The sequence below is a fragment of the Stenotrophomonas sp. YJH_SMC_32 genome, assembly GCF_059369975.1.
In genome coordinates, this window is record NZ_JCAFTE010000004.1 from 1 (window position 1) to 19,173 (window position 19,173).

Sequence of the window (19,173 nt, forward strand, 5' to 3'; positions counted from 1 at the left end):
GCTGCCACCGCCGATGTCCCTTCATCCACGCATGACGTGGATCTACTCAACGGCACCGGCTGCGGGCGCTGATCGACGCAGTTGAGCCACGCCACGCGTGGCTGCCACCGCCGATGTCCCTTCATCCACGCAGGGCGTGGATCTACTCGGGCGCATGCCAGATCCGCTGCCACATCGCCGCCAGCCGGCGCCCGGCATCAGCGCGCGCGGCCGGGCTGCTGTAGTCCGCCCGCACCTGCTCGGGCACGATCGCCCGCCATTGCCCGTCCGCCTGCTCGGCGACGACGAAGTTGAAGGTGTAGTCCGGTTCCAGCCCCATGCGCAGATCGCTCAGCACAAGCCTTCCGTCCACGACCTGCGCACGCATGAAGCCACGGTTGAACCATTGCAGCTGCTGCACCGCCGGGATGGCCCGCGCTTCGCGCAAGGCCTGCACGTTGGACGCATGACCTTCGAACCGCATCGGCCCATGGTCGGCCACCAGTGAGCGATCACCCACCACGTAGCCATTGGGCGTCATCGCCACCACCCGCCACAGCAGCGTATTGAACGGCATCGGCACCGAGAAGCGCGGCGCGCCACCCAGGCCCATCGCCGCCAGGCTCTGCTGGGCGGCCCGATCGACCTGCGCCTTGGCGATCAGCCCCCAGCCCAGGTAGCCACTGCTGAACAGCAACGCCGCGCCCAGCACCTTGCCCGCCCAGGGCCGCGCACGACCGAACCAGGCCAGCACGCAGCCCAGCAGCAGCCACACCGTGTAGCCAGGGTCGATGATGAAGACGCTGGAGCCCATGGTTGGGTGTGGCCGCAGCGGCCACCACAACTGGGTACCGTAGACGGTGAACGCATCCAGCACGGGATGGGTAACCAGCGCCAGCTGGATCGCCCAGAACCAGCGCAGCGGTGACTGCGCGACGCGACCATTGCCGAAGCGCTTGAGCAACCACCAGATCAGTGCGGCCACCCAGGGCAGCACCAGCAGCGAATGGCTGAAGCTGCGGTGTTCGGTCATGTTCGCCAACGGGTCGGCCGCAGTGAAGCCAAGCCACAGGGCGTCGAGGTCCGGCAGGGTGCCGAGCGCGGCACCGGCCAGCAGGGCCGCGCGGCGATGGCCGGGCGGAGCGATGGCAGCAGCGACGGCGCCACCGAGCACGATCTGGGTCAATGAATCCATGGGCCGATGCTAGCGGCTTGCGCGCGGTGTATGTAGAGCCGAGCCCATGCTCTGCTGCTCTTCGTTGCGCGTAACGACAGCCGAGCATGGACTCGGCTCTACAGCGGGACACACGCGGGCTATGCCGCCTGCGACAACCGCGCGCCCGGCAGCTCCACCAGCGTCTGGCCGTTGTGGTCCAGCAGGCGCAGCGCGCCGTCGTGGTCTTCGACCAGCGCGGTCAGGCTTTCCACCCAATCCCCATCGTTGGCATAGACCAGGCCATCGCGTTCGACCAGCGCGGCGCGGTGGATATGCCCGCAGACGATACCGTCCAGGCCGCGCCGGCGCACGTCGTCCAGGCCGGCCTGCACGAAGCGCTCGATGTAGCGTTCAGCCGCACCACTGCGCTTCTTCAGGAACTCCGATAGCGACCAGTAGCGCATGCCAAGCTGGCGGCGCACCGCGTTCAATGCCTGGTTGCCGGTGAGGATGCGGTAATACAGCCAGTCACCGAACTTTTCCTGCAGGCCGCCGAAGTGGGTCACGCCGTCGTAGTCGTCGCCGTGCGCGACCAGCAGCCGGCGGCCATCGGCGGTCACGTGGATGGCGCGGCGGCGCACCTGCATCGCCGGCAGCATCAGCCCGCACACCTGGCGCAGCGATGCATCGTGGTTGCCGGGGATGTAGATGATCTCGGTGCCAGCGCGACGCAATGCGTGCAGCGCCTGGATGACCTCGCTGTGCGACTGCCGCCAGTTGGCACGGCGGTGCGCCATCCACCACAGGTCGATGATGTCGCCGACCAGGTACAGCCGTTCACAGCGCAGTTGCGAGAGAAAGCGCGCCAGCTCGGTGGCATGGCAGTGACGTGATCCCAGGTGCACGTCGGAGACGAACACTGCGCGCCGGTGCGGCGACAGGTTCGCCAGCGTGCTCATGCCGGCGTCCCCGCGTCGCGCAGGTAACGTTTGCGCTTGTTCGGCCGGATCGCACACAGGTCCACCTCGATCAGGCCGTCGATCGAATCGCTGAAGTCCGGATCCACCCCGAAGGCGAGGAAGCGCGCGCCGCCCGGTTCGCACAGATCGGTGTACTGGCGATACAGCGTGGGTACGCCGGTACCGAGTGCAGCCAGGTTGGCCTTGAGCACGTCGAACGCGGCGCCTGCATCCAGCTCACCGAAACTGGGCGGTGCGGCAAAGTACTGGAACGGCCGGTTCGATTCGGCCATGCCGGCGGTGCCGCTGTAATAGCGCTGGTAGTACGCCACCAGCTGCTCGCGCGCATCGCGCGGCAGCGCCGCACTGATCGACACCGCGCCGAACAGGTAGCGGATCCCCGGCCGGCACTGCAGGTAGGCACCGATGCCCTGCCACAGGTAATCCAGGCTGCGGCTGCCCCAGTAGTCGGGCACCACGAAGCTGCGGCCCAGTTCCAGGCCTTCGGCGATGTGGCTGATGGCGTCGTCGGAATAGCGGAACAACGACGCACTGTAGAGGCCGGACAGGCCGTGCCGGGCCAACGCGTGGGCACCACGCATGATCCGGTACGCGCCAGCGATGCGCTGCGCGGCGGCGTCCCAGATCACGATGTGCTCGTACTGCGGGTCGTAGTTGTCGAGGTCACGGCTGCGGCCGGTGCCCTCACCCACCTGGCGGAAGGTCAGTTCGCGCAGGCGGCCCAGTTCCAGCAGCAGTGGCGAATCGGCAGTGCAGGTGGCCAGCAGGATCTGCTTGCCGTCGGCGGTCTGGCCCAGCTGGGTGGCGGCAGCGATTCCAGCGGCGACCTGCGAAGGTGGCACCGGGGCGGCCAGCGGCTCAGGGCCTGCGCACGCAGCGGCATTGCCGGCCGCGCCGTTGCGGCCCAGCGCGTACAGCGCGCGGCGTACCGCCAGCAGCTGTGCACCCGGGTCGCCGCCGTCGCCCAGCCGCATCGGCTCGCCGATGCTCAACCGCAGTGGGCGGCCACGACGGGTGAACATCTCGCGCGCCAGCAGCGCGGTACCGGCCGGCTTGAACAGGGTCGAGGCGCCATAGAACAGTGCCGAGTTGCGCGCTTCCACCCGCACCGGCAGCACCGGCGCGCCGGCCGCGCGGGCAAAGCGGACAAATCCCCGCTGCCAGCGGCCATCGCGGATGCCGCGCAGCGACAGGCGCGAGACCTCGCCAGCCGGGAACACGATCACGCACTGCTCGGCGGCCAACGCCTGCTCCACCGCATGCAGGCTGCCGCGCTGCGCCTTGCCGCCCAGGATGCGCACCGGCAACAGCAGATCCTGCAGCGGCGCGATCGCCCCCAGCAGGTCGTTGGCCACGATCCGCACATCGCGGCGGATACGGCCGACCGCGTCCAGCAGGGCCAATGCGTCCAGAGCCCCGGAAGGGTGGTTGGCGACGATCAGCAGGCGGCCGGTGGCCGGAATCTTCGCCAGCGCGGCCGGATCCACCTGGTACTGGCCGCCGATGAACTCCAGGCCGGCGGCGACGAAACCGAAGCCGCGCAGGCCTGAGCTGCGCTGCAGGAAGGCTTCGATCTGGTCCAGGCGCGACCAGCGGCCGACGCTGCGCAGCAACGGCCGCGCCAATTGGCCGCGACGGCCATGGAACCAATCGGGGAAACGTTGCTGGAGACGCTGTTCGAGTTCCTGCATGGCGGATCCACTGATGCCCGGCGGCCGGATTGGCCGACAGCCTGCGCCCGGCAGGCGGCAGCCAGATGGCGGTTTCGGGGCAGAACGATGACGGCCGGCTCCCTTGACGGCCGGGTCGCGGCCTGCGCGGTCGGGGGTTGGGCAGCCCCGTCTGTTGTTGTCACGCTGGTGGAACACTGGGCCTCGAGGCTGGCCCCCAATCCCGTCGTGACGGCCCCTGCCGGGCCTACGCGGGCTTAACCACCGGCAACCGGTACCGGTTCACAATGCACAGGCGGCGCACCCCGTGTATCATGCGCGCCCATCTTTCCATCCGAATCAAGGGATATTACGCCTGATGTCCAGCTATCTCTTCACCTCCGAGTCGGTCTCCGAAGGCCATCCGGACAAGGTTGCCGACCAGATCTCCGATGCGGTGCTGGACGCGATCCTGACCCAGGACCAGCGCGCCCGCGTGGCCTGCGAGACCATGGTCAAGACCGGCGTTGCCATCGTGGCCGGTGAAATCACCACCAGCGCCTGGATCGACCTGGAAGCGCTGACCCGCAAGGTCATCACGGACATCGGCTACGACAGCTCCGACGTCGGCTTCGACGGCGCCACCTGCGGCGTGCTGAACCTGATCGGCAAGCAGTCGCCGCACATCGCCCAGGGCGTGGACCGCAAGAAGCCGGAAGAAATGGGCGCTGGCGACCAGGGCCTGATGTTCGGCTATGCCACCAACGAGACCGACAGCTACATGCCGGCCGCGATCCACCTGTCGCACCGCCTGGTCGAGCAGCAGGCCAAGATCCGCAAGAAGAAGAACTCGCCGCTGTCGTGGCTGCGCCCGGACGCCAAGAGCCAGGTCACCCTGCGCTATGAAAACGGCGTGGTCTCGGCCATCGACGCCGTGGTCCTGTCGACCCAGCACGCCCCGGGCATCAAGCAGAAGGACCTCATCGAGGCCGTCCGCGAAGAGATCATCAAGCCGGTGCTGCCGGCCAAGTGGCTGCACAAGGGCACCAAGTTCCACATCAACCCGACCGGCAAGTTCGAGATCGGCGGCCCGGTGGGCGACTGCGGCCTGACCGGCCGCAAGATCATCGTCGACACCTACGGCGGCTGGGCCCGTCACGGTGGTGGCGCGTTCTCCGGCAAGGACCCGTCCAAGGTCGACCGCTCGGCCGCCTACGCGGCCCGCTACGTCGCCAAGAACGTGGTTGCCGCCGGCCTGGCCGACCGTTGCGAAGTGCAGGTCTCCTACGCCATCGGCGTGGCTGAGCCGACCTCGATCTCGGTCACCACCTTCGGCACCGGCAAGATCAGCGACGACAAGATCGAGAAGCTGATCCGCAAGCACTTCGACCTGCGCCCGTACGGCATCATCAAGATGCTGGACCTGATCCACCCGATGTACCAGCAGACCGCGGCCTATGGCCACTTCGGCCGCAAGCCGAAGGAGTTCAGCTACCTCAACGGCGAAGGCGAGACCGTCAACGCCACGGCCTTCTCCTGGGAGAAGACCGACCGCGCCGCCGCCCTGCGCGCCGATGCGAAGCTGAAGTAAGCAACACGAAGGGCCGCGCAAGCGGCCCTTCTGCTTCTGGTAGAGCCGGCCGCTGGCCGGCTTTTTCATGGCCTCCGGAAACAACCGCGTGGTCGCCGGCCAGCGGCCGGCACTACCGGTTGCCGATACAATCGCCGCATGTCGACCGAACTGAAAACCCACCAGCTGTCCATGACCGTGCTGATGTCGCCGGAAATGGCCAATTTCTCCGGCAAGGTCCATGGTGGCGCCATCCTGCGCCTGCTTGACCAGGTGGCCTACGCCTGCGCCAGCCGCTATGCCGGCAGCTACGTGGTCACCCTGTCGGTGGACCAGGTGATGTTCCGCCAGCCCATCGCGGTGGGCGAGCTGGTCACCTTCCTGGCCTCGGTGAACTACACCGGCACCTCATCGATGGAGATCGGCATCAAGGTGGTGGCCGAGGACATCCTCAAGCGCAGCGTGCGCCACGCCAACAGCTGCTTCTTCACGATGGTCGCAGTGGATGAAGAAGGCCGGCCGACGCCTGTCCCGCCCTTGCAGCCGGCAACGTCCGACGAAAAGCGCCGCCAGGCCGCAGCACAGATCCGCCGCCAGTTGCGCCAGGAAATGGAGCAGCGCCACCTGGAACTGCTGGCGTCGAACCCGCCGTCGCCGGAGGAATGAGGTAGTGCCGGCCGCTGGCCGGCAACCTCGCGCGTGCTGCCAAACATCATGAGGTTGCCGGCCAGCGGCCGGCACTACCCTTTCGAATTCGCCGGACCATGCCCGGTGGATGCGGATCAACCGGTGTTCTGCACACCCTGCGAAACGCCGTTCACGCACGCCACCAGCGCGCGCAGCAGATCGTCATCCTCGCGCCCGCTGGCCCGCCAGCGCTGCAGCAGTTCCACCTGCAGCACGCTGATCGGATCGACGTAGGGATTGCGCAGGCGGATCGACAGCGCCAGCCGCGCGTCGTGGTCCAGCAGCGTCTTCTGGTCCATCAACGCCAGCAGCCAGCGCCGGGTGAGCTCCAGTTCGCGCTGCACCTGCGGGAAGAAGCGCTCATGCAGTTCACCCGACAACAGCGAGAACTGCTCGGCGATGGTGATATCGCCCTTGGACAGCACCATCGCGATGTCATCCAGGAAGGTGCGGAAGAACGGCCAGTCCCGCGCCATATCGCGCAGGGTCTGTTCGTGGCCGGCATCGACCGCGGCCTGCAGGCCACTGCCCACGCCGTACCAGCCGGGAATCACCGCACGCGCCTGGCTCCAGGCGAACACCCAGGGAATCGCACGCAGGTTGCCCAGCGCTGCGTCCTGGCCGAGCCGGCGCGACGGCCGCGAGCCCAGCGTCATCCGCTCGATCACGTCGATCGGCGTGGCGGTACGGAAATAATCCATGAAACCGGCCTGGCCAACGAACCCGCGATACACCTCGCTGCTGGCCGCAGCCACCGCATCCATCACCGGCCGCCACGCATCCTCGCGCGGTTCGGCGGCACGCGGGCGCAGGCTGGCGCGCAGCACTGCACCGGTAGCCTGCTCCAGCGAGCGCAGGGCCAGCGCGCGGATGCCGTACTTGCGATGGATCACCTCGCCCTGCTCGGTCACCCGCAGGCGGCCATCGATGCTGCCGCGTGGCGACGCATCCACGGCGTGGGTGGTCTTGCCACCACCACGGCTGATCGAGCCGCCCCGGCCATGGAAGAAGGTCAGGCGGATGCCGGCCTCGGCCGCCACCTCCAGCAGTTCCACCTGCGCGCGCTGAAGGCCCCAACGCGAAGCAGCAATGCCACCATCCTTGCTGCTGTCCGAATAGCCCAGCATCACCATCTGAACATCATCGCGTGCACGCAGGTGCGCGCGGTACACCGGATCCTCCAGCAGGTCGCGCAGCGTGGCGGTGCCGCGCTTGAGGTCGTCCACAGTTTCAAACAGCGGCGCGATATCGAGCGGCACGCCGCCATCGGCATCGACCAGGCCACCACGCCGCGCCAGCGCCAGCACCGCCAGCACGTCGCTGCGGTCGTGCGCCATCGAAATGATGTAACTGCCCAGTGCATCGCCGCCATGCCGCGCACGGGCATCGGCCAATGCAGCGAACACGGCGTCCAGCCGCCGGTTGCCTTCGTCGTCGCCTTTCGGCAACGGCACCTCGCCACTGGCATGCGGTGCCAGCAGGCGCGCGCGGCCCAAGGCATCCAGGCCCTCCCACGCCGGGTCGCCGCCCAGCACCGCCGCCAGCGCGCGCGCATGCACGCTCGATTCCTGACGCACGTCCAACCGCGCCAGATGGAAGCCGAACGTCTTCACCCGCCACAACAGCCGCTGCACGGCGAAGCCGCCAGCGTGTTCGCCGCGATTGGCGCGCAAACTGTCGAGGATCAGCTGCAGGTCGTCGATCAGTTCATCCGGGCCGGCGTAAGCGCCCTCGCCGTCTTCCAGCGTGGCCTGCAGGCGCGCGCGCATGCGATCGTTGAGCAGGCGGTAGGGCATGTCGGCATGGCGCGGGCGCGACTGTACCTGCGGCAGCAGCTGCTGGTAGTGCGCCACGCGCGCATGCAGCGCATCGCTCACCCCCACCCGCTCGGTGGACTGGCTGAGCAGGCTGGCCAGCTGCAGCAGTTCCTTCTGATAGCGCGCCAGTACCGCCTGCCGCTGCGCATCCAGCGTAGTGCAGATGGTGTGGGCATCCACGTTCGGGTTGCCGTCCATGTCCCCGCCCACCCACGTACCGAAGCGCAGCAGGCGCGGCAGTGGCAGCTCTTCACCATAGGTATCGCGCAGCGCCTGCTGCAGCGATTCGTACAGCACCGGAATCACGCGGTACAGCACCTGCACCAGATAGAAGCCGACGTGCTCGCGCTCGTCATCGACGGTGGGCCGCACCGGCGAGGAATCGGTGGTCTGCCACGACGCGGTCAGCGCCATGCGGAAGCGCGCAGCATCGGCGGCCGCTTCCCCCGGCGTGCGCTGGCCGTCGAGGTTGTCGACCAGGCTGGCCACCATCAGCTGCTCTTTCTCCAGCAGCGCACGGCGCACCGCTTCGGTCGGGTGCGCGGTAAACACCGGTTCGATGTCGATGCGCGGCAGCCACTGCGCCAGCTCGTCCAGGCCCACGCCCTGCGCCTTCAGGTGCTGCAGCGCATCCTGCAGGCCGTCGGGCTGCGCCCCTGCGGTACCGGCACGCTGGTAGTCACGGCGGCGGCGGATGCGATGCACGCGCTCGGCAATGTTGACCACCTGGAAGTAGGTGCTGAAGGCCCGCACCATGGTCTCGGCCTGCTGCGGCGTGCGCCCGGCCAGCCCTTCGGCCAGCTCCGACAGCGGCGCCTGGTTCTCGCGACGGGCGATGGCGCGGGTGCGCACGTCCTCGACCTCGTCGAGGAAGGCCGCCGATACCTGCTCGACCAGCAGGTCACCGACCAGTGCGCCGAGCCGGCGCACGTCATCGCGAAGCGGAAGATCGGGGGAAGCAAACTCGATGCTGCTGCGGTACTCGTTCATCGGCGACGCACAGGCCTCGGTCAACGGATCCAGACCCCAAGCCTAAACCAGAACGGGCAGCGTGCTGCGATGCAAAAATGGTTTCATCTGCACGCATCCCTGGCGGACGCAGCCGAGCATGGGCTCGGCTCTACAAGCGTCGTGGCGCGTGACACCGTGTATCGCCCGAGCCCACGCTCGGGCGGCGGCGCAGCCGCACAGGCGGCCGCTGTTGCAGCGGCCGCCCTCATGCAGGTATCAGCGCTTCTTCTTCGCCTTGCCCTGCTCGGCCGGGCCGATGGTCTGCTCCAGCCAGCGCTCGCTTTCGGCCAGCATGGTCATGATCGATTCGCGTGCCCGGTAGGCATGCGATTCGTTGGGCAGCATCACCAGCCGCGCGGTGCCACCCAGGCCCTTCACCGCGGCGAACATGCGTTCGCTCTGGATCGGGAACGTGCCGGAGTTGTTGTCGTCCACGCCGTGGATGAACAGGATCGGATCCTTGATCCTGTCGGCGTAATTGAACGGCGCCATCTTCTGGTAGACGTCCTGCGCCTGCCAGTAGTTGCGCTCCTCGGCCTGGAAACCGAACGGAGTAAGCGTGCGGTTGTAGGCACCGCTGCGCGCGATGCCGGCCTTGAACAGGCGGGTGTGTGCCAGCAGGTTGGCCGTCATGAACGCACCATAGGAGTGGCCACCGATGGCGATGTGATCGCGATCGGTCACGCCTCGGCGCACCACTTCATCCACCGCCGCCTGCGCATTGGCCACCAGCTGTTCGATGTAGGTGTCGTTCGGCTCCTTGTCACCCTCGCCGATGATCGGCATCGACGGGCTGGCCAGCACCACATAGCCCTTGGCCAGGAACGCCTGCGGGCCCCAGTAGCTGACCGCGTTGAAGCGGTACGGCGAATCGGTCACCTGGCTGGCCGCGGCCGCGCTCTTGAACTCGCCCGGGTAGGCCCACATCAGCAGCGGGCGCGGGCCGTCGCGCTTGGGATCGTAGCCCGGCGGCAGCAGCAGTGTCGCGGTCAGGTCGACGCCATCCTTGCGCTGGTAACGGATCTGCTCCTTCTGCACACCCTTCAGCTGCGGCAGCGGATGGGCGAAACGGGTCAGCGCGCGCGGTGCGGCACCGGCATCGGCCAGCGACTGCACGTAGAAGTTGGCCGGTTCGTCCGGGCTCTCGCGGCTCAGCAGCAGCGAATTGCCCTGGTTGTCCAGCAATGCCACCGGCAGCGAATAGCTCGGCGCCTGCGAATGGAACAGGCGCGTCGCCTTGCCCGTGGCGATGTCGAAGCGGTCCACGAACGGGCGGTCGCCTTCCGGCGAAGCGCCGGCACCGGCCAGGTACAGGCTGCTGCCTTCCGGGCTGGTCTGCAGCAGCGAGCGACCACGTTCATCGCTGGCCAGCAGCGGCCGCCCCGGATCGGCATAACGGTCCTGCGCGTCACGATCCCACAGCAGGCGCGGCTCGGCACCGGCGTTGTCCGGGGCGATCAGCCAGGTCCTGGTCCTGCGGGTCTTCCACCACGACTCGGTCAGCAGGGCCAGGTCGCCACGGCCCCAGTTGATGCCGCTCAGGCGGCTGCCAAGCTGGGCCAGGGTCACCGGCGGCTTGTCGAACGGCGCAGCCTGCATCAGCACCGCATCGCGCACCTTGGCTTCCCGGTTCGGATCACCACCGTCCTGCGCTTCGGCCCAGACCAGGGTGGCATCGGCATCACCGCGCCAGCTGATGTCGCGCACGCCGGTCACTTCGGCATCGTTGCCGGTCGGCAGGCCTTCCACCAGCGGGCGCACCGCCACGGTATGCACCAGCTTGCCGGTGGCACGCTCGATCACTTCAATGCGGCGCGGAAAACTGCTTACCGGCACCACGTAGGAGTACGGACGCTGCACCGGCTGGCGCAGCACGAAGCGGCCGTCAGGCGACACCGAGAAGCCCATGAAGATGCCGGCCGCACCGATCGCGCGGGTACTGCCATCCAGGCCGACTTCCATCGGCTGGGTAGTCGCGTAGTAATCGAACTGGCGGGCGTCGGCTTCGTTCTTCAGCAGGTCCTGGTAGGTACGGATCGACACCACGCCGCCACCCTGGCTGGTCTGCTGCACGGCAGGGCCGGTCGGGACGCCGTCGGCGGCCGGGGCCGGCCCCAGGTTGGCCGGGCGGGTGAACACCACCAGCCCGCGGCTGTCCGGCAGCCACTGGTAGCCGCTGCCGATCACCGTGTTCAAGCCGGCAACCAGGCGGCGGGCGCTGCCACCGGCCACATCCACCAGCCACAGTTCATTGGCGCCGCTGGCGGCGTCGACCTGGTTGAAGGCCAGCCACTTCTGGTCCGGCGACCACATCACACTGGCGATCGACAGCGTGGCCGGCAGGCCACTGATCTGCCGCTCCTTGCCATCGGCCACGTTCATCAGCCACAGCTTCTCACCGAAGCTGAAGCGGCTGTCGGAGAACGTGCGCGGGTTGATGCGCAGGCCGGCCAGCTTCAGTTCCGGCTGCGCCACCACCTGGATCGACGGCAGCGACGGCATCTGCATCATCGCGGCCACGTCGCGGCGCGGCGACAGGAACAGCGACGGCGCGCGCGGGGCGTCGACCACTGCCTGCAGTGCGGCCGATGGCAGTTCGTAGCCGTTGACACCCTGCGCCTGCGCCGGAGCTGGCTGCGAGGCGGCCGCCCAGGCCAGCGGGGCCACCGCCAGCAGCCCCATCGACAGGACCAGGCCGGTCCAGCGCCGTGTGCGGCGCGCGTGCATGCTCATCGTTCCACCTGTGTGATGCGTGAAAACTCCGACCTTAACAGGCCGTGCACGTGGCCCCATCTGCCGATGGTTGGGTCATGCCGATGTCACGCTGGGGCCGCGATATAATGGGGGTTCTCCCCTGCCGAGGGGCGCTGCGACCGGATCCCACGAGGCCCGGCCAGGCTCGGTAAGGTGGCTTTGTAACAACGGCGCCCGGCTAGATGCGAGCATCCGCTCGCCCACAACCGGAGCACACGAATGAACGCTGTTGCCAAGACCTTCTCCACCGAAGGTGATTACAAGATCCGCGATATCACGCTGGCCGACTGGGGCCGCAAGGAACTGGACATCGCCGAGCACGAAATGCCGGGCCTGATGTCGATCCGCCGCAAGTACCAGGCCGAGCTGCCGCTGAAGGGCGTGCGCGTGACCGGCTCGCTGCACATGACCATCCAGACCGCAGTGCTGATCGAGACCCTGAAGGACATCGGCGCCGATGTGCGCTGGGCCTCGTGCAACATCTTCTCGACCCAGGACCACGCGGCTGCCGCCATCGCCGCCACCGGCACCCCGGTGTTCGCCTGGAAGGGCGAGACCCTGGAAGAGTACTGGGACTGCACCCTGGACGCGCTGACCTTCACCCTGGCCGACGGCACCCTGACCGGCCCGGAACTGGTGGTCGACGACGGCGGTGACGTGACCCTGCTGATCCACAAGGGCTACGAGCTGGAAAACGGCAGCGACTGGGTCAACACCGCGTCCGCCTCGCACGAAGAACAGGTCATCAAGAACCTGCTCAAGCGCGTGGCCAAGGAGCGCCCGGGTTACTGGGGCCGCGTGGTCAAGGACTGGAAGGGCGTCTCCGAAGAGACCACCACCGGCGTGCACCGCCTGTACCAGCTGGCCCAGGCCGGCACCCTGCTGATCCCAGCGATCAACGTCAACGACTCGGTCACCAAGAGCAAGTTCGACAACCTGTACGGCTGCCGCGAGTCGCTGGCCGACGGCCTGAAGCGCGCGATGGACGTGATGCTGGCCGGCAAGGTGGCCGTGGTCTGCGGCTACGGCGACGTCGGCAAGGGCTGCGCGGCCTCGCTGCGTGCCTACGGCGCGCGCGTGATCGTCACCGAGATCGACCCGATCTGCGCCCTGCAGGCGGCGATGGAAGGCTATGAAGTCAACACCATCGAATCGACCCTGGGCCGTGCCGACCTGTACGTCACCACCACCGGCAACCGCGACATCATCCGCATCGAGCACCTGAGCGCGATGAAGGACCAGGCCATCGTCTGCAACATCGGCCACTTCGACAACGAGATCCAGGTCGACGCACTGGTGTCCTACCCGGGCATCAAGCACGTCAACATCAAGCCGCAGGTGGACAAGTACATCTTCCCGAACGGCAACGCGATCTTCCTGCTGGCCGAAGGCCGCCTGGTGAACCTGGGCTGCGCCACCGGCCACCCGAGCTTCGTGATGTCCAACAGCTTCGCCAACCAGACCCTGGCACAGATCGACCTGTGGGCGAACAAGGACAGCTACGAGAAGAAGGTCTACCTGCTGCCGAAGAAGCTGGACGAAGAAGTGGCCCGCCTGCACCTGGAGAAGATCGGCGTGAAGCTGACCACCCTGAGCCAGGAACAGGCCGACTACATCGGCGTGCCGGTGGAAGGCCCGTTCAAGCCGGACCACTACCGCTACTGATGCCTGTGGGGTGCCGGCCAGCGGCCGGCACTACCGGCGTACGCCGGGTCGGATCCCTTTCCGCATGAAAGGGCTCTGCCCCCGGCAACGGATGCAGACAGGACGGGCGCCTTCGGGCGCCCGTTCTGCGTTGCGGCACCCGGCAACTGATCCGCGCACCCTGTCACGGAGCACTAAGAAGCTGCTTGCTAGGCTTTACGCCCGCGTGGGCTGCCAACGGCAGGCCATGCGCCGGGACGCAGACACCAAAGGACAGGACATGCCGCGCAACCGTGAACGACTGAACCGGGCCATGAAGCCCCTGATGACCCTGTGCTGGGTGGCCCTGCTGGCCGCCTGCACCCCACCTGCCGGCGACGCCGGCGCTACGGCTCCGGCTGCGGCCAGCGGACAGGCCAGCCCCGCAGGCAAGGCCGCCGACGCGCCCGCCACGGTTGCCGACACGAGCGCTGGTTGCGCCGATGCAGCGTCGCCGGCACAGACCCTGGTCTGCAAGGACCCGACCCTGACCGGCCTGGATGCGGACATGGGCAAGGCGGTCACTGCCGCACAGGCCACGCTCGATGCAGCAGGGCAGAGCAAGCTGCACGCCGAACAGCAGCGCTGGCAGGAGCACACCCGCGACCTGTGCACCGATGCACAGTGCCTGCGTCAGGTGTACGCCGATCGCCTCAAGGTGCTGTCCGCTACGCGTGACGGCCTGGTCGATCAGGATGCATGCGAAGCCCCTGACGGCCAGCAGCAGTGCGTGGACCTGCTGGTGTTGCGCGATCCCAACAGCCAGCTGGCTAACTTCAACACGCTGCTGGGTGAGAACGGCCAGGAAGGCCGCCTGCTGGGCTGCACGGCCGCCACGAACATGGGCGGCGGCGCCAACGCCCTGCTCGCAGCCAACTGCACCCAGGAAACCTCCGCCGGCAGGCGCACCGTACAGCTGTGCAGCAACCAGATGGTTGGCCAGTTCGCCCTCGAACCGGCGCCGGCTGCCTACGGCACCCAGGCTATCCGCCAGCTGCTCGGCTTCACCCAGCAGCACTGCGCCGGCTGACAATCGCCGGGCACGCCCGGCGCTTTTCTCTCATTGAAGGACGATGACCATGGCAACGGATTCCACCCTTACGCGCGAACAGCTGTCCACGCTGTTCCTCAACACCGAGCTGGGCGGCGACACCCGCCACCTGGACCACTTCTCATACGCACAGAAAGGCGCAAGCACCTATTCGTTCGGGCTGGTGCAGTTCGATGTCGGCGGCAATCCGCAGGCCAGGCGCTTCCTGCGCGACAACGGCTTCACCGATGGTGACATCGCACTGTTGTCCCAGCAGGGCGGATTGAGCACCCAGCAGCTGGCGGCGCTCGACGCCAAGTTGCAGGCCATTCCGCAGGCCAGGATGGACGAGCTCACCAACGCCAAGCTGGACAGCGCCATCGAGCGTGTCGATCAGGCCATCGCCAAGGTGCGTGCAACCAATCCGGCCGCGGCCGATGCCATCGCCGCCAACCCGGAGTTGCAGTTGGCCATGGCGGACTATGACAACCAGTTCGGCAGCATGGGCCCGCAGTTCATCAGCTATCTGGCCGGCAATGCGGAAAAGCTGCAGGGCGGCACGGTCCAGGCCGGCAATCCGCCGACGCGCGGCGACGTGCAGAACTTCGTCGATGCCACCAAATACGGCATCCAGTCGCAGGCCGCCGTAGCCAGCCGCGATGAGCGCTTCGACCGGGCCATGGTCCAGATCGGCATCACCCCAACCCATGCTCCCTCGCACGGGTCACCGGGCACGCCTGCGGGCAACGGCGTGCTGGTCAACGGCAGCAAGGGCGATGAGGTGCAGGCCATGCAGCAGAAGCTGTCCGACCTGGGCTATATGGGCAAGGACGGCAAGCCGCTGGTGGCCGATGGCGATTTCGGCCCCGGCACCCTGGAAGCGGTCAAGCAGTTCCAGCGGGATCGCCACCTCACCGTAGACGGCAAGGCTGGCGGCACTACCCTGGCCGCACTGGATGCGGCCACGCAGCAGCGCGCACCGGCTGCCGAACCGACCATGGCCACCCCGGGCCACGCCGACAACCCGCGTTACCAGCAGGTCGTGGAAAAGCTGGAAGCACTGGAAGAACAGCGGCGCCAGGGCGGCCTGTCGCCGCTGTTCAATGACCGCAGCCAGCTCGAGAACGCCGCAGGCCAGGTGGCTTACGAGTCAAAGTTGGCCGGCATGAGCCAGGTCGATACCGTGCTGGCGCGGCCGGACAACCAGGGCGTGTTCGCGGTGCAGGGCCAGCTCGGCGATCCCGCCATGCATCGCACCTACGTGGACCTGTCGCAGGCGGTGAACCACAATCTGCAGGACAGCACGCGGCAGAGCCAGGCCCTGGACAACGAACTGTCGCAGCGGCAGACCCAGGAACAGATGCAGACGCAGCAGTCGATGTCGCGCTGATGCTGGATGCAGCCGATCGCAGCCGGGACGGGCGCCTTCGGGCGCCCGTTCTGCGTTGACGCGCGAGTCTCGGTCAAGGCAACGCCCCTGCCCCGCGCTAGGATGCGTCCATGACCCCGGCCATCAACCTGCTCAAGCGCGAGAAGATCGCCCACACCGTGCGCAGCTATGTGCACGACGCCCACGCCGAATCGTATGGCGGCGAAGCCGTCGACAAGCTCGGCCTCGACCCGGCCCAGGTCTTCAAGACCCTGCTGGCCAGCACTGAAGCACATGAACTGCTGGTGGCGATCGTGCCGGTGGCCGGCCACCTGGACCTGAAGGCGCTGGCCGAAGCGGCCGGCTGCAAGAAGTGCGAGATGGCCGCCGCCGACGCCGCGCAGCGTGCGACCGGCTACCTGGTCGGCGGCATCAGCCCGCTGGGGCAGAAGAAGCGCCTGCGCACGTTCCTGGATGCCAGCGCGCAGGTGTTGCCCACGCTGCACGTCAGCGCCGGCCGCCGTGGCCTGGAAGTGGAACTGGCGCCGGCCGACCTGCTGCGCCTGACCGCCGGCCACTACGCTGCCATCGGCAAGGCACGCTGATGCGCTGGCCGTGGTCTGCGGCACCGCCGCCCAGGCTGGAAGACGCGCAGGCCGATGTGCTGCTGCAGGACCTGCTGTCGCGCGACGCGACGCGCATCACCGACGCCGCCCGCATCGTCGCACGACTGTTCAGTGCACCGTCGCTGGACGCATTGGCCGCGCATGTGGACCTGATTGAACGTAGCTGCCACGGCATCACCCTCGGCGGCATGCTGATCAGCAACCAGGCGCATCTGGAGGCGGCCCTGAAACGGCTGCGTCACTGGCAGGCGCACGCAGGCTGCCTGTGCGCGCTCAATCCCGGCTACCCGTTCTTCGATCCGCGCCTCCTGATCGAACAAGGGCAGATGCAGCTGCTCGCGTTGCAGGAGGCCGAGGATGGTTGGGGCGATTGCCACAACGTTGCCTGCATGCACTGCGGCCAGCATTGGCAGGCCATCGACCGCGAGTACCACTACCCGTGGTGGGAATGGAAAGCTGCCTGAAGGCCAGGCAGCCAAGCATGGCGTGGCTCTACTGCGGTCCGTACACTCACGCGATGCGTGGACGACCAATATCGCTCACGGCCGCCAGTTCGCGTTGCTCTCCCAGAACTCGACAGAACGCCGGTAGGCCTCGCGGTCCAACGGCACGCCGGAACCGCCCTCTTCCACGCCCAGCGCATTGCGCATCATCGTGATCGGCGCCATCGGCACCTCTGCCGGCTCGGCGGTATAGATACAGCCGACGATGCCCCAGTCGGCCTCGATCGGCGAGCCTTCCTTCGCCAGCTGCTCGGCGCTGTACAGGATCACCACCAGATAGTTCGCACGCGGCGACTCCACGCCCTCGAACCAGCGCACCAGCACCGGCAGTTCGTCGCGATTGCGTGCCTCGTAACCACTGCGCAGCAGATGGCGGTTGGCCTCGGTGATCGGCACGGTCAGGCAGCGCGTGCTGGTCCAGTTCTCGTAGACGAACAGTTTGCAGAACGGCGCATAGCCGTCCAGTACCTTCATCGGCGCGTGCGCGTTGAGGTGCGCTTCGAACTGTTCGGCAGTGCAGTCCTGGATCGTGTTGCCACGCGGTACGCGCGGGAACAGGCGGGGACGGGCGAAATCGGTGAGAACGATGGACATGGCGCGGCGTGATCAGGGAATCCGCTGCACAGGGTACCTGCCCACGCGGCATGGAGGGCGGGATGCCGATGGTCACTGGCATCGGCACCCATGTTGGCGCACCCTGCAGGCGACCCCATGCAAGGATTGCCGGTTCATGGATGCACTACCCCGCTCCGCCCGTCGTCGCCGCTGGCCGCGCGTGCTGGCCGTGCTCCTGCTGGTCCCCCCCCCTGTTGTTCACCGCCGCCCTGCTCTGGCCGCTGTCTGCACCACCGCTGCCCCACCCCGGCAACAGTCACGTGATCGTCAACGCACGCGTGGTGGACATCGCCCGCGGCCAGGCCAGCGAACCCACCACGGTGACCGTGCGCAACGGCACCATAACCGCCATCGGTGAAGACCCGCCGGAGACCACGTTGCCGGTTCTCGATGCGGGCGGACGCTGGCTGCTGCCCGGTTTCTGGGACATGCACACCCATGCACTGCAGCTGTCACCGCAACTGCAGTTCCCGTTGATGCTGGCCAACGGCATCACCGGTACCCGCGACATGATGGACTGCCCACAGGCCACCGATCCGCTGATCGCCTGCGTGGCCGACAAGCGCCGCTGGACCGCACAGGCCATTGCCGGGCAGCAGGTTGCACCGCGCTTCGTACAGATCGCCAGCTTCTATTTTGAAGACCCGGCGCTGACGCCGGATGCAGCGGGCGAACGTGCACACGCGTACCGCGCACGCGGCGTCGATGCGTTCAAGGTCTACAACCGCCTTCGCGCCGAGACCTACCAGCGGCTGGCCAGCGAAGCGCGGCAGCTGCATCTGCCCCTGGTCGGACACCTGCCCAGGGCGGTCCCGCTGGAAGCCGCATTGCACGCGGGCCAGCGCAGCTTCGAGCACGGCCATCTGTTCGTGCGCCATTGCGTGGACAGTGCCGCCGCCTGGCGCGAAGGCTCGCTCGATGACAGGAACCCGACCGCGCTCGCCGAAGCCATGGTGGGTGACTACCAGCCCGCCCTCTGCGCCCAGGCGTTCGACCTGATGCAGGCCAGCGGTGCAGCGTTCGTACCGACCCATGTCACCCGCGAAGAGGATGCACGCGCGCGCGATCCGGCGTTCGTCGACGACCCGCGCCTGGCCTACCTGGATCCGCTCTCGCGCTGGGCATGGCGCGACGATCTGAAGGCCACCGTGGCGCGCTATCCCGGCGCGCGCGGCGAACAGGCGCTGAAGGCCTACTTCACCCATGGCCTGGCGCTCACCGGCGCCGCCCATCGGGCTGGCGTGACCGTACTGGTCGGCACCGATACCGGACTGGGTGGACTGCGTTACCACGACGAACTGCAGTGGCTGCGGCAGGCGGGGCTGAGCCAGGCCGACGTGCTGCGTGCGGCCACGCTGCAGGCCGCGCGTCATCTGCAGCTGCAGGCATCGCATGGCAGCGTCGAGGTCGGCCGGGCCGCCGACCTGGTGTTGCTCGATGGCGATCCGCTGCTGGACACCGGCAACACGCGCCGCATCCACGCCGTGCTGTTGGCCGTGCTGTTGGCCGGGCACTTGTACGACCGCCCGCGCCTGGACGCACTGTGGGCGTACGCCCGTGCACAGGCACGCTCGCCGGCGGTGATGGCGCGCCTGCTGTGGGGCTTCATCACCAGCCCGGTCAGCGCTGAGCTGTAGCAGCCTGTCCCGCGCGAGCGCCCGGCAGCGGCCACGCTTCCACATATTCGCGCACATCCATCTTGATGAAGCGATATACTGATCCACACCCGCCGCCGCCGCCCGTG

The 19,173-nt window shown here is 67.7% G+C and carries 14 protein-coding genes and 1 riboswitch; of the genes, 8 read left to right on the forward strand and 6 right to left on the reverse strand.

Annotation, left to right across the window (positions count from 1 at the left end; genetic code table 11):
* Nucleotides 1-142: 142 nt before the first annotated feature.
* From AC5P7S_RS07890 to olsF, 3 genes are all read right to left on the reverse strand, one after another.
* A complete protein-coding gene (locus AC5P7S_RS07890) occupies nt 143-1,174 on the reverse strand; it encodes a metal-dependent hydrolase (protein WP_095379328.1) in 1,032 nt (343 codons plus the stop codon).
* A gap of 119 nt (nt 1,175-1,293) precedes the next feature.
* Nucleotides 1,294-2,094 (reverse strand): UDP-2,3-diacylglucosamine diphosphatase, encoded by an 801-nt coding sequence (locus tag AC5P7S_RS07895; RefSeq protein WP_005415316.1) that lies wholly within the window; start codon nt 2,092-2,094, stop codon nt 1,294-1,296.
* The gene (olsF, locus tag AC5P7S_RS07900; protein WP_065178748.1) at nt 2,091-3,806 is read right to left on the reverse strand and encodes a bifunctional ornithine lipid synthase OlsF; all 1,716 of its coding nucleotides are present in this window, start codon (nt 3,804-3,806) and stop codon (nt 2,091-2,093) included. The genes AC5P7S_RS07895 and olsF overlap by 4 nt, the downstream gene beginning before the upstream one ends.
* 337 nt (nt 3,807-4,143) lie before the next feature.
* On the opposite strand from olsF, the gene metK reads away from it, so the two are divergent.
* Nucleotides 4,144-5,355, forward strand: coding sequence for a methionine adenosyltransferase (metK, locus tag AC5P7S_RS07905; protein ID WP_005408103.1), 1,212 nt, complete (start codon nt 4,144-4,146; stop codon nt 5,353-5,355).
* A gap of 138 nt (nt 5,356-5,493) precedes the next feature.
* Nucleotides 5,494-6,000 (forward strand): acyl-CoA thioesterase, encoded by a 507-nt coding sequence (locus AC5P7S_RS07910; protein WP_005415314.1) that lies wholly within the window; start codon nt 5,494-5,496, stop codon nt 5,998-6,000.
* 116 nt (nt 6,001-6,116) lie between these two features.
* Here the strand turns inward: AC5P7S_RS07910 and ppc are convergent, their stop codons facing one another.
* The gene (gene ppc / locus AC5P7S_RS07915) at nt 6,117-8,828 is read right to left on the reverse strand and encodes a phosphoenolpyruvate carboxylase (protein ID WP_095378049.1); all 2,712 of its coding nucleotides are present in this window, start codon (nt 8,826-8,828) and stop codon (nt 6,117-6,119) included.
* 237 nt (nt 8,829-9,065) lie between these two features.
* Entirely contained in the window at nt 9,066-11,582 is a 2,517-nt protein-coding gene (locus AC5P7S_RS07920) for a S9 family peptidase (protein WP_032953936.1), read from the reverse strand.
* A 120-nt stretch (nt 11,583-11,702) separates the two neighbouring features.
* Nucleotides 11,703-11,786, forward strand: a riboswitch (S-adenosyl-L-homocysteine riboswitch).
* Between the two features lie 36 nt (nt 11,787-11,822).
* Here AC5P7S_RS07920 and ahcY point away from each other — a divergent pair.
* From ahcY to AC5P7S_RS07945, 5 genes are all read left to right on the forward strand, one after another.
* Nucleotides 11,823-13,268, forward strand: coding sequence for an adenosylhomocysteinase (ahcY, locus tag AC5P7S_RS07925; RefSeq protein WP_033834449.1), 1,446 nt, complete (start codon nt 11,823-11,825; stop codon nt 13,266-13,268).
* A 259-nt stretch (nt 13,269-13,527) separates the two neighbouring features.
* Nucleotides 13,528-14,316 carry a lysozyme inhibitor LprI family protein gene (locus AC5P7S_RS07930; protein ID WP_005415310.1) on the forward strand — a complete coding sequence of 263 codons (789 nt, stop codon included), beginning with the start codon at nt 13,528-13,530 and terminating at the stop codon, nt 14,314-14,316.
* Between the two features lie 49 nt (nt 14,317-14,365).
* Nucleotides 14,366-15,706, forward strand: a complete 1,341-nt coding sequence (locus tag AC5P7S_RS07935) for a peptidoglycan-binding domain-containing protein (protein WP_242441356.1) — start codon at nt 14,366-14,368, stop codon at nt 15,704-15,706.
* A 110-nt stretch (nt 15,707-15,816) separates the two neighbouring features.
* Nucleotides 15,817-16,290 carry a Cys-tRNA(Pro) deacylase gene (ybaK, locus tag AC5P7S_RS07940; protein ID WP_005415308.1) on the forward strand — a complete coding sequence of 158 codons (474 nt, stop codon included), beginning with the start codon at nt 15,817-15,819 and terminating at the stop codon, nt 16,288-16,290.
* A complete protein-coding gene (locus AC5P7S_RS07945) occupies nt 16,290-16,775 on the forward strand; it encodes a hypothetical protein (protein WP_095378051.1) in 486 nt (161 codons plus the stop codon). The genes ybaK and AC5P7S_RS07945 overlap by 1 nt, the downstream gene beginning before the upstream one ends.
* A 75-nt stretch (nt 16,776-16,850) precedes the next feature.
* On the opposite strand, the gene AC5P7S_RS07950 is transcribed toward AC5P7S_RS07945, so the two are convergent.
* Nucleotides 16,851-17,408: a DUF3228 family protein gene (locus AC5P7S_RS07950; protein ID WP_005415306.1), complete on the reverse strand. Its 558-nt coding sequence runs from the start codon at nt 17,406-17,408 to the stop codon at nt 16,851-16,853.
* Nucleotides 17,409-17,623: 215 nt separating this feature from the next.
* Here AC5P7S_RS07950 and AC5P7S_RS07955 point away from each other — a divergent pair, with 215 nt between their 5' ends.
* A complete protein-coding gene (locus AC5P7S_RS07955) occupies nt 17,624-19,066 on the forward strand; it encodes an amidohydrolase family protein (RefSeq protein ID WP_242441357.1) in 1,443 nt (480 codons plus the stop codon).
* Nucleotides 19,067-19,173 lie beyond the last annotated feature (107 nt).

Bases quoted from the DNA above. Each gene is read 5' to 3' on its own strand.
- AC5P7S_RS07920 (WP_032953936.1), bottom strand. From the start codon at position 11,582: ATGAGCATGCACGCGCGCCGCACACGGCGCTGGACCGGCCTGGTCCTG.
- AC5P7S_RS07935 (WP_242441356.1), top strand. From the start codon at position 14,366: ATGGCAACGGATTCCACCCTTACGCGCGAACAGCTGTCCACGCTGTTC.
- AC5P7S_RS07930 (WP_005415310.1), top strand. From the start codon at position 13,528: ATGCCGCGCAACCGTGAACGACTGAACCGGGCCATGAAGCCCCTGATG.
- ybaK (WP_005415308.1), top strand. From the start codon at position 15,817: ATGACCCCGGCCATCAACCTGCTCAAGCGCGAGAAGATCGCCCACACC.
- AC5P7S_RS07950 (WP_005415306.1), bottom strand. From the start codon at position 17,408: ATGTCCATCGTTCTCACCGATTTCGCCCGTCCCCGCCTGTTCCCGCGC.
- ppc (WP_095378049.1), bottom strand. From the start codon at position 8,828: ATGAACGAGTACCGCAGCAGCATCGAGTTTGCTTCCCCCGATCTTCCG.
- AC5P7S_RS07910 (WP_005415314.1), top strand. From the start codon at position 5,494: ATGTCGACCGAACTGAAAACCCACCAGCTGTCCATGACCGTGCTGATG.
- olsF (WP_065178748.1), bottom strand. From the start codon at position 3,806: ATGCAGGAACTCGAACAGCGTCTCCAGCAACGTTTCCCCGATTGGTTC.
- AC5P7S_RS07945 (WP_095378051.1), top strand. From the start codon at position 16,290: ATGCGCTGGCCGTGGTCTGCGGCACCGCCGCCCAGGCTGGAAGACGCG.
- AC5P7S_RS07895 (WP_005415316.1), bottom strand. From the start codon at position 2,094: ATGAGCACGCTGGCGAACCTGTCGCCGCACCGGCGCGCAGTGTTCGTC.
- AC5P7S_RS07890 (WP_095379328.1), bottom strand. From the start codon at position 1,174: ATGGATTCATTGACCCAGATCGTGCTCGGTGGCGCCGTCGCTGCTGCC.
- ahcY (WP_033834449.1), top strand. From the start codon at position 11,823: ATGAACGCTGTTGCCAAGACCTTCTCCACCGAAGGTGATTACAAGATC.
- metK (WP_005408103.1), top strand. From the start codon at position 4,144: ATGTCCAGCTATCTCTTCACCTCCGAGTCGGTCTCCGAAGGCCATCCG.